Source organism: Microbulbifer maximicatervae (SeqCode), assembly GCF_056231245.1.
On record NZ_CP174334.1, the window covers coordinates 2,175,914 to 2,188,991 of the forward strand.

The 13,078-nt window shown below is 46.4% G+C and carries 12 protein-coding genes; 10 read left to right on the top strand and 2 right to left on the bottom strand.

From position 1 onward, the window contains the following. Positions 1 to 12 precede the first annotated feature (12 nt). Both ACJJIS_RS09385 and ACJJIS_RS09390 read right to left on the bottom strand, forming a co-directional pair. A complete protein-coding gene (locus tag ACJJIS_RS09385) occupies positions 13 to 504 on the bottom strand; it encodes a RidA family protein (RefSeq protein ID WP_475710094.1) in 492 nt (163 codons plus the stop codon). Positions 505 to 1,798: 1,294 nt separating this feature from the next. Continuing rightward, positions 1,799 to 2,125 carry a 6-pyruvoyl trahydropterin synthase family protein gene (locus tag ACJJIS_RS09390; RefSeq protein ID WP_475710095.1) on the bottom strand — a complete coding sequence of 109 codons (327 nt, stop codon included), beginning with the start codon at positions 2,123 to 2,125 and terminating at the stop codon, positions 1,799 to 1,801. A gap of 195 nt (positions 2,126 to 2,320) precedes the next feature. Here ACJJIS_RS09390 and ACJJIS_RS09395 point away from each other — a divergent pair. From ACJJIS_RS09395 to ACJJIS_RS09440, 10 genes are all read left to right on the top strand, one after another. Then, positions 2,321 to 3,459, top strand: a protein-coding gene (locus ACJJIS_RS09395) for an IS3 family transposase (RefSeq protein WP_475708187.1) whose coding sequence is annotated in 2 segments (ribosomal slippage) — positions 2,321 to 2,570 and positions 2,570 to 3,459 — 1,140 coding nt in all. Because the reading frame shifts where the segments join, the coding sequence is not laid out codon by codon here. 449 nt (positions 3,460 to 3,908) lie between these two features. Continuing rightward, positions 3,909 to 4,451, top strand: a complete 543-nt coding sequence (folE, locus tag ACJJIS_RS09400; RefSeq protein WP_475710096.1) for a GTP cyclohydrolase I FolE — start codon at positions 3,909 to 3,911, stop codon at positions 4,449 to 4,451. Between the two features lie 1,148 nt (positions 4,452 to 5,599). Continuing rightward, positions 5,600 to 8,242: a DNA-directed RNA polymerase gene (locus ACJJIS_RS09405; RefSeq protein ID WP_475710097.1), complete on the top strand. Its 2,643-nt coding sequence runs from the start codon at positions 5,600 to 5,602 to the stop codon at positions 8,240 to 8,242. A 119-nt stretch (positions 8,243 to 8,361) separates the two neighbouring features. Next, positions 8,362 to 8,499 (top strand): hypothetical protein, encoded by a 138-nt coding sequence (locus tag ACJJIS_RS09410; protein ID WP_444957581.1) that lies wholly within the window; start codon positions 8,362 to 8,364, stop codon positions 8,497 to 8,499. Further along, positions 8,492 to 9,187 (top strand): hypothetical protein, encoded by a 696-nt coding sequence (locus ACJJIS_RS09415; RefSeq protein ID WP_475710098.1) that lies wholly within the window; start codon positions 8,492 to 8,494, stop codon positions 9,185 to 9,187. Before ACJJIS_RS09410 ends, ACJJIS_RS09415 begins: the two co-directional genes overlap by 8 nt. Beyond that, positions 9,165 to 9,584, top strand: coding sequence for a RusA family crossover junction endodeoxyribonuclease (locus ACJJIS_RS09420; protein ID WP_475710099.1), 420 nt, complete (start codon positions 9,165 to 9,167; stop codon positions 9,582 to 9,584). The genes ACJJIS_RS09415 and ACJJIS_RS09420 overlap by 23 nt, the downstream gene beginning before the upstream one ends. After that, positions 9,563 to 9,934, top strand: a complete 372-nt coding sequence (locus tag ACJJIS_RS09425) for an N-acetylmuramoyl-L-alanine amidase (protein ID WP_371839845.1) — start codon at positions 9,563 to 9,565, stop codon at positions 9,932 to 9,934. Before ACJJIS_RS09420 ends, ACJJIS_RS09425 begins: the two co-directional genes overlap by 22 nt. After that, positions 9,909 to 10,250 (top strand): helix-turn-helix domain-containing protein, encoded by a 342-nt coding sequence (locus ACJJIS_RS09430; RefSeq protein ID WP_475710100.1) that lies wholly within the window; start codon positions 9,909 to 9,911, stop codon positions 10,248 to 10,250. Before ACJJIS_RS09425 ends, ACJJIS_RS09430 begins: the two co-directional genes overlap by 26 nt. Continuing rightward, positions 10,243 to 11,877, top strand: coding sequence for a DnaB-like helicase C-terminal domain-containing protein (locus ACJJIS_RS09435; protein ID WP_475710101.1), 1,635 nt, complete (start codon positions 10,243 to 10,245; stop codon positions 11,875 to 11,877). The genes ACJJIS_RS09430 and ACJJIS_RS09435 overlap by 8 nt, the downstream gene beginning before the upstream one ends. Next, the gene (locus ACJJIS_RS09440; protein WP_475710102.1) at positions 11,867 to 13,075 is read left to right on the top strand and encodes a hypothetical protein; all 1,209 of its coding nucleotides are present in this window, start codon (positions 11,867 to 11,869) and stop codon (positions 13,073 to 13,075) included. The genes ACJJIS_RS09435 and ACJJIS_RS09440 overlap by 11 nt, the downstream gene beginning before the upstream one ends. Positions 13,076 to 13,078 lie beyond the last annotated feature (3 nt).

Sequence of the window (13,078 nt, forward strand, 5' to 3'; positions counted from 1 at the left end):
CTCAACTAATAGCTACTTGGCAGCGATGCACTCAATTTCAATTTGGGCGTCCAGCGCTAGGGACTCCACTGCAAAGGTAGTCCTTGCAGGGTAGGGGGAGGCAAAAGCTTTCTGGTAGATGTTGTTGAATTCAGGGAAATTCTTGATATCTGTTAAAATGACCATGCATTTAACGACATCTTTCATTTCGTAGTCGTAGCGCTCTAGAGTTTGCTTTATGTTGTCTAGAGTCTGTTTGGTCTCCGCAGCGAATCCCCCTTGGGCTAACCGCTTAGTCTCCGGTGAAAGCCCTATTTGGCCAGATAGAAATAGCTGGTTGCCAACTTTTACAGCCTCTGAAAACGGTAGCTTAGAGGCTGATCCTGTTGGGTTCAGAAATTCAACCTGCTCAGCCTCCTTTGCATGGCTGAAGCTGGAAAGCGTAATAGTGAAAAGTGCAGAAATTAATGCGTTTATAGGTGATGTCTTTATCTTCATTGGAATCTTTTTTTGTAAGTTTTTCATAAAAGCTGGGGCCTGTGTATCTTGCGGTCGATCACTTTTTGTTCTTGGTGATTACCTCAAAAAACTTAGATGGGTTTTTGGAGCAAGTGTGTATTGGAACTTTTGAGTAACCACCTTCGCTTTAGTTGAGTATAACCAGCTGGAGCGAGCTAATTGAATTAAGGTACTAAAGGGTATATTGGGTGGTGATTATACCTGCAATTTGTATCTAATTTATACGCATTGGCGACAGCGATGAATGCGAGAGTTTTCTTGTATTATGAGCAGCTTAATCCCATTGCTTACCTGAGTGCCACTTTTAACATTGCTGGATTATTGAACAATAGTACTCTGGAATGACTGGCTCGGTAGCGCTGCTATTCGGGTGCGCTATTCTCTCCCTAAGCCAATCGAGCTTAAGCGTTGTGTTGAGTGGACCGATCTCTTTTAATTGAAACCAACACACACATGTCGTTGTAGAAATATAGATTTGCTAGGATCTTGGCTAAACTTGAGTACTCAATTAGGGAAGTGATATGCCCCTCTTTAAGCAACCATCAAAAGAACGGAAACGCTCGAAACTAAATGCTTCAAAGCCTGATTCTCAAATTGGCGTGCATGTCATCCAATGCTGTATATTCATACAGCTGTATATATTGGCAGCTCTCTAGTATGAGGGGTAATATATTCACAGCTGCTTTGGTTTTCATGCAGCAACCATCCTTTCTTGAACCGGCCCCCAAGCCGGTTTTTTTTATTCTTCCTTGGTCGGTTTATTTCATTTCTAGTTTAGGGTAGTTAAATGAGCGTATGGCATACATTGGCCATTGAGGGGGTAGGCTTGATTCTTTTTTCTGTGCTTTTGGGTGTACAGGCATGGAGGTGCTGCTTAGAACCTCTGGTCGTCCAATAAAGGTCGGAATTAAAGTTATGGTGATAGGGGAGATGTATTGCCTCAAATTCTCCCTTCCGGAAGTGTTGGCTCGGATACTGGAGCTACCGAAATGGTAGGATTGATTCGGATATTGGTTTGTATCTTTGGTGTATGTTTCGGCCCCTTTAGAGGGTGGGTTAAAGTATCATTGCAGTGACTGGTATTTCTGTGTCTATAGAAATAGCAGGGGCGCTATGAAATTCCAAAAATTTTAACTAATACCGTATCTTGCTTCTACCGTCATATGCTCACCAGTAACTGTTACCTCGCGTACTTCAATTTCTCCCGCGTGTTCAGTTTTGCCAATAATATCCTTCATACACCCATAAAAGTATTTGGCCAAAGCCTCAAAGCTAGGGGAAAAGTCGACAACATATAATCTTAAGTTGTCCTTCTCCACAATTTTTTTATGTCTGGGTATAGTGGGTCATTTTTATCAACAATAAATGAATGATCCATTTGATCAATAATCTTTTGAAAAGGTGCCTTAAACAGGTCTGTATCCATGACAAAGTTCTGGCGATCTACTGTTTCACTAGATAAGGTCACTGAAACTAACAATGAGTGGCCATGTAGATTTGCGCATTTGTTATAAGGATACGGCATATCATCAGAGTAGAACTCTTTGCCGCGTCCTTTGCGCATGTCCTGATTCCATGTTCGATGGCCCATGTCTAACTTAAATGTTTTTGTGATTTGATATGCCATATAGCTATTCCTAATATAAGGCTGACCATAAAAAACAACAAAAAAATAAAGTGTACTTAATGATTATATTCTATATCGTAAATCGAGTTTTAAATTGCTGAGAATAAATGCGATCTGTTATTTGTTGTAATTTGTAGTGGTCTAATCCTTCCGGACACTTCGCTAAGATGGTAAAACTACCAAGCGAGGTGAAGTATGACAACAAAAGGTACACGTCGGCATTTCAAGCCGGAATTTAAGAAAGACGCCGTAGCGCTAGTCTCTGAGCAAGGGTATTCAATTTCTAAAGCAGCAGAGGTTGTAGGAACAACAGCCAATAACCTGCGACGCTGGATAAAGGAACTGAAGCAGGAAGAAGACGGTGTGAGGTTGGATGTAGGTGAGCGCGCAGAATTAGAGCGATTACGACGTGAAAATAAGCAGTTGCGGATGGAGAAAGAAATCCTAAAAAAGGCCAGCGCCTTCTTTGCGAAAGAAATGAAATAAAGTACAGCTTTATTGAAAAACAGCAAGGCAGCTTTCCTGTTAGGGTGCTCTGCCGGGTAATGCAAGTAAGTAAAACTGGTTATTACGATTGGTGTTGCCGTGGTAATAGCTCAATAGATGCTCAAACATGGCAACTATGCCATCGTTTGAAGGCCCTATTTGCAGAATCTAGACAGAGCCTGGGAAGTCGTCGGTTAATGAAGCTGTTACGTAAAGAAGGCTTTGAAGTCGGGCGCTATCGAGTCCGCAAGCTCATGAAAAAGCTAGGCTTGGCAGTAAAGCGTAAGAAGCGATTTACACTGACGACAGACAGTAAACATCACCTGCCGGTCGCAGAGAACCTTCTGAATAGGGAGTTCTCACCGAGCGCTAAAAATCAAGTTTGGACGACTGATATTACATATATTTGGACTTCGCAGGGCTGGTTGTACTTGGCGGTAGTGATTGATCTCTATTCGCGCCGGATTATTGGTTGGCATCTAGATCGCAAGATGGAAACGGCCCTGGTAACTCGTGCGTTGATGATGGCTGTCAATTTGCGTTCGCCCCCAAAAGGTCTCCTGCATCACTCTGATCGTGGCAGTCAGTATGCCAGCCATACCTACCAAACGTTATTGAGTCAGCATGGGATGGTGTGTTCAATGAGCCGTAAGGGAAATTGTTGGGACAACGCACCGACTGAACGTTTCTTCAGCAGCCTGAAGCGGGAGTGGGTAACGGGAAACCTTTATCCGACAAGGGAGGATGCGGTAGCAGATGTAAGAGCCTATATTGCTTATTACAACTCACGCAGAATACATACAACACTGGGAGACCTAGCCCCTATCGAATTTGAGAAATGTGCTTAAAGAAGTGTCCGGTTGGAGTTGACCACAACAATTCTTATATTATTTCGATTCTGGTGGTTTTTCATTCTTCTTGTATTTCCTGCCCGAATTCGAGTGAAAATTACTCTGCTCAATTTTTTCTGATGAAAAATTAAGTTTTATTAGGTGTGGTTTATGCAGTTGGCAAAGGTCTGTTTTCAAATTGTTTAATCGACTTGGGGTCTGAGGGTAAACATGATTAAGGGATATACTTTTGATTGTTCAGATAGCGGATTATTTATAATCTAGTTGGTTTGTTGTTCTCCAAAGCAGTGTAAATTCCAGTTATATTTTAGTTTTTTTGAAAGAGTCTATCCTTAAGTATAGGCGGTTTTATCAGGAGTTATGTGGTTCTTGATACCGGGCTGTGAGTGAGCAGGGTGGGTGGTAGCTTTAATACATACTTGACTGGAAGATGTTGCGGAAATGGTATGAAAGAACACTACGCACGAATTATTGAAGAAATAGGTGAGGATCCACAGCGCCCAGGTCTCAAGGACACGCCCGACCGCGCCGCCACTGCTATGAAATACCTAACCCGTGGTTATGATCAAACTATCGAAGATGTAGTCAACAATGCGATTTTTCCTTTCGATAGCAATGAGATAGTGCTAGTTAAGGATATCGAGCTTTATTCCTTATGTGAGCATCACTTGCTACCATTTATAGGTCACAGTCATGTGGCTTATATCCCTAATGGCAAGATTTTAGGTGTTTCCAAGTTAGCGCGTATTGTTGATATGTTTGCGCGTCGCTTGCAAATCCAGGAAAGGCTTACTACTCAAATTGCTGAGACCCTGCAAGGTGTCATTGGTGCTACCGGAGTTGCTGTAGTTATTGAGGCCGGGCACACATGCATGATGATGCGCGGGCCTCAAAAGCAAAATTCAATGATGAGAACATTGGCTATGCTCGGTACCTTTCGCAGTAACCAAGCTACACGCAATGAGTTTTTCTCTTTGCTGCATCGGTAGTAATGGCGATTTACTTGCAAGTCAGCCAATATTGACTAAGTAAGTTGCTATTTTTCAGGCTGTTAAGGAAGGTGCTGGGAAGCTCGAGGCTGCTGCTCTCGTTATAAATGAATTCCATTTTAAAACATTCTTAGTTGCCCTATAGGTTTCCAATAATGTGGGGTTAGCCTCTTCAGCTGCGACGGTGACTAAAGGTGAGGTCAGGGAGTTCTGGCTACATACACATTTTCACTGCATCGTGGATAAGTATTTTATTTAAAATGCTGGGGTGCCACCTTTGAGCGCCAAGGCATGAGAAGCTCAAAGGCTAAGCCGTTGGCTGCTAAGAGGGTATCCCGATAATGAGAGGTGCTGTAACGAAGGTAGGTAAAAAGCAGCCGGCCTGATTGTTATAGAGTGCGACTCCTCCGGTGACTACCAGATTGCAGACCTCGCGCCCTTTAAAGCTTATTTCAGCCATGCACTCTTTCGTCTTGCATGTTCGCGAAATAATCAACCAGGTGGTGCTGATGCTTAGTGGCTCAGTAGCTCTATAAATGAAACTTGAGGGTCGATGGATCTCAAGCTATCTAGCGACAAAGCTCGGTGTAGCTTGATTGGTGGCGCAAGCGGGACGGTAACTACTAGTGTATCAGTGGAAGAAATTTAACTTTAAAAATGGGGTGCGCCAGATTTGCACGAAGTGGGGAGTTGCTTATTGATTTCAAAGATCTGATTGGTGCCCGGGGCCGGACTTGAACCGGCACGGCCGTGAAGCCGGGAGATTTTAAGTCTCTTATAACTCATTGATACATAAGGGATTTCTATTTTTTGGTGGGTATTCTGGCCACTCTAGGGTCATTCAATCCTGCCATTTTGGCCAAGCCTGATTCGGTACTGTACCGAAATATGTTCCGTGTACCAAAGGAATGACGCCCACAATCGCCACCAGTGGGCTTTATTTTCCCTTTCAGGTCGCATAAAGTAGACCTGATAAGAGAGACAAGGGTAGTTATGTTGCCCTTAGGCACGGACTTTCAAGAAAGGATGCAGGCCATGACAACACGACACTTCTAAGCGGGCTCTTCTGCCCAGCTAGCTAACACCCCCAACAGATTTTAAAGCTTGGTCAATAGCGACCCGGCCACCCCTTTGCCTGGAGAACTACTATGGAAGACTTGGTGCTTGTGCAAGAGCAGCTTGAAAAGGGAATGAGAGAGTACGGTGTCCACCGATACTTGAAAGCCATTGAGCGCCGCAAGCAGCATGGTGAGGAGGCTGACACGAGTTACGGCAAGACTCTCATCAAGCGCTCACTACTTATTTGTGAAGAGGCTCTAAAGGAGGAGATGGAGCGTGATAGTAGTGCTGTTGGTAGGCACAACAAGGCTCTGAAATATCTCAGGAAGGGTGAGCTAAGGCCCCTCATATTCATTGCAATGCGCTTCCTCTTCAATGGCATCAGCGCTGGAAGACAGCTTCAGACACTGTGCAGGCAAATTGGCCAAGCCGTTATGGATGAGGTCAATGGGCAGGCTTACCGGGAGCAGTTCAAGGAGACTGGCAAGAAGCTGCAAGCTCAGGCTGCAAAGCGTATTGGGTATACCTACAGACGCGAACTCTTCAGAACTTTCCAGAACAGTGCTGAGGACTTTAAGACTGACCGTTGGGATACCGACACTCAAGTGGTTGTGGGTGCGAAGATGATTAGCATCATCATTGAGAAGACTGGACTCTTCTACATCCAGAACACTAGAGAGAGGCACAAGTCCTGCAAGTACCTGCTGCCCACTAAAGCCTGCTTGGATGCCATTGAGAACCATGTGGAAATGATGAGTGAGATTTGTGTGAGCTACCAGCCCATGGTTGTACCGCCTAATAAATGGGAAGAGGGCAGTGCAAAGGGAGGTGGTTATATCTCTCCCTGGATTAAGCCGTTGCACATGGTCAAGACACGGAATGAAGCCTACCTCTCAGACCTCGCGCACATGGAGTTGAAGGAGATAAGAGCAGCTTTGAACGCGGCTCAGGAAACCCCTTGGAAGATTAACCTGGGTGTGTTGGAAATCATGGAGAAGGCTTATGAACTGAACAATGGTATGGCTGAGCTGCCTTTGCGGATAGATGAAGACCCGATTCCAAGGCCCCGTGAGAATGCCACTGAAGAAGAAGTTGATGAGTACAGGCAGGACCGTCGCAATCAGTTCCAACGCATCAGGGCTAACAAAGGCCGCCGCATTCAGTTTGTGGGGACGCTCACATGTGCCCAGCGCTACAGGGGGTTTGAGAATATCTACTTTCCTTACCAACTGGACTTCAGAGGGCGTCTTTACTCAGTTACTAATGGCTCGCTGTCACCGCAAGGGGCTGACTTCAGTAAGGGGCTGTTGCACTTTGCAGAGGCTAAGCCTTTGGGTGAGCGTGGTCTGTACTGGCTTAAGGTTCACATGGCGAATCTTATGGGGGTGGATAAAGTGAGCTTTGATGAGCGGGTTGCTTACGTTAATGAGAACTGGGGTGAGTTCATAAGGTGCGGTCAAGATCCACTGGCAAACCTGCTTTGGACTGAGGCTGATAAACCTTGGCAAGCACTGGCAGTCTGCTTTGAACTGGTGGGGGTGGATAGAGAGGGAGTGGGCTTTGCCAGCCGGATACCAGTCGCTTTGGATGGATCTTGTTCAGGGCTCCAGAACCTGGGAGCTTGTTTGCGGTGTGAAGACACGGGTAGGGAGGTAAACTTACTGCCTGCTGATAAGCCCGCTGATATCTACCAGAAGGTTGCAGACAGGGTAATTGCGTCTATTGCGTCCGTCAGCCCTACTAAGTGCGACAAGGAGGCAGCGATAAAAGCAGCTAAGGAGCTGATGAAACTAATTGCAGCTGACCACGGCATCACCACCCCCAAGAGAATGACTAATGCCATAGAGAAAGCGATTAGTGATTGCCCGCGAGATAAGTTGAGTGAGGCTTCCAAGGAGATGCGAAGCATTTATCACCGTGTCGTGGAAGGATGGGCTTGGCTGAAGTTTGGTATCACTCGCAAGACTACTAAGCGAGCCGTGATGACTTTTCCTTATGGCTCCAAGAAGTTCGGTTTTAAAGAGCAGCTTATGGAGGACATTCTTATCCCAACTTACAGGGAGCTTTCCACCAAACTTCAGCAGGGTGAAATCACACAGCAGGAATATGAAGAGCAATGGCCTTTCACTGGGAGAGGGCACTTAGCAGCTAATGTTCTTGCTGATGAGATTTACTCTGCGGTAACTGCGACAGTTGTGAAAGCCGCTGAGGCTATGGATTGGATGCAGCAGACAGCTCGCTTGGTTACTAAGTCTGGTCGCACCATAAGTTGGACCACTCCTTTAGGCTTCCCGGTTCAGCAAAGATACTTTGAAATGAAAGAGAGGAGGATACGCACAACTCTTTGTGGTGAGACGTATTGGCCAAGGCTTGCAGAGGCAACTGATAAACCCGATACACGCGCTTCAGCAAACGCCATCTCACCGAACGTAGTACATAGCCTAGATGCAAGTCACCTGATGATGGTGGTAGGGCTGTCAGCTCAAGAGGGTATCAACAGCTTTGCACTCATCCACGACTCCTTTGGAACACATGCAGCAGATACCGATAAGCTCTTCGGGTTAATCCGCCGTGCTTTCGTTGAGCTTTACCGCGAGAACTACTTAGTGCGACTTAAAGAGCAGCTTACTGCCCAGGTTGCCCCTAAATACAGAGAGGATGTACCGGAACTACCAGAAGAAGGGAGTCTGGATTTAGAAGCAATCCACAAGTCCGCCTATGCTTTTGCCTAGCAGGTCTACTAAGCGATACAAGCGGGGTGTTTTGTTGCCCTTAGGCACAGAAGTTTAGTGCCCCGCAGATTTGTTGCCCTTAGGCACAGAAAAATTTAGCTGAACCAACAGGTGACTCTATGAAACCACTTACGGCTATTTACACACACTTCATTGATAAGGGCCTGCCTATCCCCGCTGAAGTTTTAAAGCGCGCTATGAAGGCGGGTATCAATGTTTCTCAATTCACAATGACAGGTAATAAAAAGAGTGGCTAAGACTATTCTAACACCGGTTACAGCGGCGAAATTTCCGCACCTTGTAACCCCTAATGACCACTTCAACAAGGAGAATCCGACTTACGAAACCAAGCAAGTCTTTGACATGGAGAATGATGAGCATGTTGCTTGGCTTGAGCGTTTCCGTGAGCAGGGTGCAAAGCTTGTTGAAGACTTCCGTGCAGAGATTGTTAAGAAGGGAGGCAAGCCCGCTGCACAGGCTAAGAAAGCAGAAGTAATCCTCCCTATTGAAGAAGATTACGATGTTGAGGGAGAAGGTGAGGAGCAAACCTATACCCCTAACGGTAACTTTGTTCTGAAGATGAAGCAGTACTCCTTGTATAAGGAAAAGAAAACAGGGGAGATGAAGAAGCGTTCATTGCCTTTGATTGATACTGCTAAGAACCCTGTGAAAACAGGAGATTTCTATACCGGTTCCAAGCTGGTTGTAGCGTTCCGCCCAAATGTCTCAATGGTGCAAGGCAAGCTTTACCTCACTTGCTACATAGAAGCTGTGCAGATCCATGAACTAGCAACCGGGCACTCCGCTCTTGATGCCTTTGGTGTATTTGAAGACGGCTTTAAAGGCGCTGCCAGTTCTGATGAGTCAACTCCTGACTCAGCTAGTGATGACGCTGGGGGTGAACCTTCAGGTTCTGATGAGGGTGCGCCTAATTTCAACTTTTAAAGGATACAAGCAAGACGCTACGCATATCGTTTCCTTTAAGTTGCCTTACCCACCCTCAGTAAATAACTACTATGGCCGCACCCGCACTGGTTCGGTCTACATCAAAAAGCCCGGTAAGGAGTTTAGGGCTACCGTTCAAGCTGCCCTTGCTCCCTATAACCTCCAGCCCCTTCAAGGAAAGCTCAGAGTTTGGATTGAAGTTTTCCTCCCTGACCGCCGCAAGAGAGATATAGACAACATTAATAAAGCTCTTCTGGATGCTTTAACGGCTGCTGGAATTTGGGTTGACGATGATTTGGTAACGGACCTCCGCTTGGTTAAGGCGGGGATTGAAAAGGAATTGGGAGGATGTGTCGTAGTACATATCGCAGAAATATGTTCGGAAAAAGAAAAGTAACCAGAGCAATTTTGGTTGATGCCACTTTCACGCCTAACTCAGAAGACAAATCAGCGTGGGACATGGAAGGCATTGATAGAAGTAAAGGTGCGCTGGGAATCAGGTCTCACTACATCATCAGACGTAACGGTGATGTTGAGAAGGGTAGAGAGATTGATGAGGTGTGCTGCACAGGCGAGCACCAAGTAGATAAGGAATCAATTTTAATCCTGCTAGTGGGCACAGATAAATTCACAAAGGCTCAAGCGGGCGCTGTAAACGGACTGGTGGATTACCTTCAGGAAAAGTTTCCAGAGGCTGGGCCTGCATTCATGGTGGATGTGGATGAGCCAGAAAGAACAAGTTATTGAGTTCGTAGAAAAGTGGGGATCAATTGATTCTCACAAAGCATTTCAACTATTTGGAATCACACGGCTGGCAGCAGTCATCCATGAGTTGAAAGGAACAGAGCACGCAATGAAAGCTGTCTATGACGGCACAGTGAAAAGCGGCTTTGCAAGGTATGAAGCTGACCCTGAAGAGAGATTCAAGGCTGTTAAGAAGCAGCTCAGCGAATCCTGTAGCAAAGGAATACAGACAGCTTCATGCCCGAGAGATGTTGTAGCAGCACTGACTGAAGCCCTACGGAATGCGTTGACCTGGGCTAGGGAGGTCGGTGATGGGTGAGTGCGTAAGGAAGGAGCCGTGCCCTTGTGGTGACTCCAGTGACGCGCTGCAAATTTATGAAGATGAGTCTGGGTTTTGTTTCAAATGCGATAGCTACTTCAGTGAGGAAGAGCTTTCAGGTCAGGCATCCCCAGCCAAGTCAAAAGGGGGCTCAGCAGCCTCCACTATCACGCCTATTCAAGGCGACTACATATTTCTTGAAGCCCGTGGAATCCAAGCAGATACATGCAGAAAGTACGGGTATAGAGTCGGGTATTACGATGGGCAGCCCGCTCAGATTTGTGATGTAAAAGACCCTAATAGGAACCTTATAGGACAGAAGATAAGGCTCAAGGACAAGGAATTCAAAACCCTTGGTAAGGGAGTAGTTGAGTCCCTTATAGGTGCCCACCTTTTCAGCGGCGGTAAGAAAATCATCATCACTGAAGGTGAAATAGACATGCTGACTCTAAGTCAGGTGCAGGGGAATAAATACCCTGTAGTGTCTCTTCCAAATGGTGTTAAGTCCGTTAAGAAAGCCATTGGCAACAACCTTCAATACCTCGCCAACTTTGAAGAAGTGGTTCTCTGTTTTGATATGGATGAGCCTGGGCGAGATGCAGTGGCTGAAGCTGCTTTGATGCTCATGGATCACAACGTCAGGGTTATGAATCTCCCTGAGAAAGACCCCAACGAAATGCTTAAGAAGGGGCTAGTACAGGAGCTGGTAAGGGCAGTATGGAATGCTGAACCTTACAGGCCAGATGGTCTGGTCACATTAGATTCACTGGTTGAGGATGTTATTAAGCCCGTTGAAGTCGGTCTTGATTGGTTCCTCCCAACACTCACCAAACACACCTACGGACGCCGCCCAGGTGAGGTGTACTTCTTTGGCGCAGGGACAGGCATGGGTAAGACTGACCTGTTCACTCAGCAAATGGCTTTTGATGTTGAGACGCTGAATAAACCAGTTGGCGTGTTCTATCTGGAAATGGGCACAGTTGAAGCCGCTAGAAGAATTGCTGGGAAAGTTGCTAAGAAAACCTTCCATATCCCTGATACAGGATGGACTCAAGAGGAGCTGGTTGAAACGATCCAACAGCCCTCACTAAAAAACAGGGTAACTCTTTTTGACTCATTCGGAGTGACCGAGTGGGACAGCATTAAGCAGCACATCGTTTATCTCGCTAGTCAGGGCGTAAAACTATTTTACATAGACCATCTAACTGCCTTGGCGACCGGCTCTGAGAAAAGTGAAAAAGAAGAGCTAGAGCGAGTCACTGCTGATATGGCCATGCTGGCGAAACGCTACGGCCTAATCCTCCATGTTATTAGCCACCTCACAACACCAGAGCATGGTTCTCATGAGGAAGGCGCGCGCGTGACTATCAGGCAATTTAAAGGGTCACGGGCAATCGGTTTTTGGGCTCACTTTATGTTCGGCCTGGAAAGGAATCAGCAAGCCGCTGATGAAGAAGAGCGTCAGACAACGACGTTCAGAATTTTGAAGGACCGTTATACCGGGCGCGCTGCCGGGGTAACGATAAAGCTTGGATACGATTTTGAAACCGGCCTTCTGTATGAGCAGGAAACTTTTACAGAGCCATCTACTAGCACTGAGGAAGAGGAACCGCGTTATGCGTTTTAATAAAGGTGATGAAGTTAAGGTTGTACGTTCTGGGAAGGGTTGCATTCTTTGGGGGTGTGAAAAAGAAGAGCTAGTAGGGAATGACAAGCCCTATGTAGTGGAACAAATTGATGATAATGAACCAGCTGTTCGCTTGGAGAGGGGGTGGTTCCCTAGCCATTGCTTGGAATTGGTTGAAGAGGTTCCTAAGCCTGAGTTTAAAGTCGGTGACAAGGTTCGTATTACCCATAAAGTCCCTCGCTGGGTGGGAAATTGCTGGGTGTTTGATATGGATTCCATGATAGGCAAAACAACCTCAGTAAAGTCTCACGGTCGCGGTGGATACCGGGTGGAAGGTTCCTGTTATGACTTTCCCGCAGAGTGCTTTGAGTTGGTTCAAGACGATGCCGAGGTTGTATCAGAAGTCCTTGAGGAAGTAGCTGAGAAGCTTGCTTTCAAAGTCGGTGACAAGGTACGTGTTACCCATAAAGTGCTTGAATGGTATGGCGACCGCTGGGTGTCCTGCATGGATGAAACAATTGGTCGTGAGGGCACTATTAATAGGGTGAATCGGGATGGAGACTTTCACTTAACTCCCTTTGGTAAGAACTACCCGGCAGAGTGTTTGGAGCTGGTCGCTGAGGAGGTAGTGGAAGAGGTTCCTAAGCCCGAGTTCAAGGCTGGTGATGAAGTTAAGGTAGTACGTTCTGGGGAGGGTTACTGGCTTTGGGACAGCGTAAAAGAGTCAATGGTTGGGGATGATAAGCCCTATGTAGTGGCAGGAATTGATGATGACGACTCTACCGTCCGCTTGAATATAGGTTGGTTTCCTAGCCATTGCTTGGAACTGGTCACTGCCACTGAAGCCTCCCCTGAACCTACTCCAGCACCTTGCAAAACCCTTGATGACTGCTCTCCAGAGGAGTGGGATACAGCTTCACGTTCTGTACGTGGTATTGAATCTGCACCTTCTCCTGAAAGTGACGCTTCAAGTGATACCTCAAGTGATGCTTATGTTGTTCAGGAAGGCGGCTCGCACTACAAGAAGTTAGCTATTCAGCCCATGCAGTATTCCATGGCTAATGGCCTGGATGCCTGTCAGCACACCATCGTTAAATATGTAACTCGCCATGAGGACAAGGCCGGTATTGCAGACCTTCGCAAGGCTCGCCACACCCTTGAACTTCTGGCTCAAGAGAAATATGGAGAAGCATTGTAAGTT

Excerpts from the sequence above, each read along its gene's own strand:
- ACJJIS_RS09430 (WP_475710100.1), top strand. The coding sequence starts at position 9,909 with ATGAGCCAGAAAGAACAAGTTATTGAGTTCGTAGAAAAGTGGGGATCA.
- folE (WP_475710096.1), top strand. The coding sequence starts at position 3,909 with ATGAAAGAACACTACGCACGAATTATTGAAGAAATAGGTGAGGATCCA.
- ACJJIS_RS09390 (WP_475710095.1), bottom strand. The coding sequence starts at position 2,125 with ATGGCATATCAAATCACAAAAACATTTAAGTTAGACATGGGCCATCGA.
- ACJJIS_RS09385 (WP_475710094.1), bottom strand. The coding sequence starts at position 504 with ATGAAAAACTTACAAAAAAAGATTCCAATGAAGATAAAGACATCACCT.
- ACJJIS_RS09435 (WP_475710101.1), top strand. The coding sequence starts at position 10,243 with ATGGGTGAGTGCGTAAGGAAGGAGCCGTGCCCTTGTGGTGACTCCAGT.
- ACJJIS_RS09440 (WP_475710102.1), top strand. The coding sequence starts at position 11,867 with ATGCGTTTTAATAAAGGTGATGAAGTTAAGGTTGTACGTTCTGGGAAG.
- ACJJIS_RS09425 (WP_371839845.1), top strand. The coding sequence starts at position 9,563 with ATGTTCGGAAAAAGAAAAGTAACCAGAGCAATTTTGGTTGATGCCACT.
- ACJJIS_RS09410 (WP_444957581.1), top strand. The coding sequence starts at position 8,362 with ATGAAACCACTTACGGCTATTTACACACACTTCATTGATAAGGGCCTG.
- ACJJIS_RS09405 (WP_475710097.1), top strand. The coding sequence starts at position 5,600 with ATGGAAGACTTGGTGCTTGTGCAAGAGCAGCTTGAAAAGGGAATGAGA.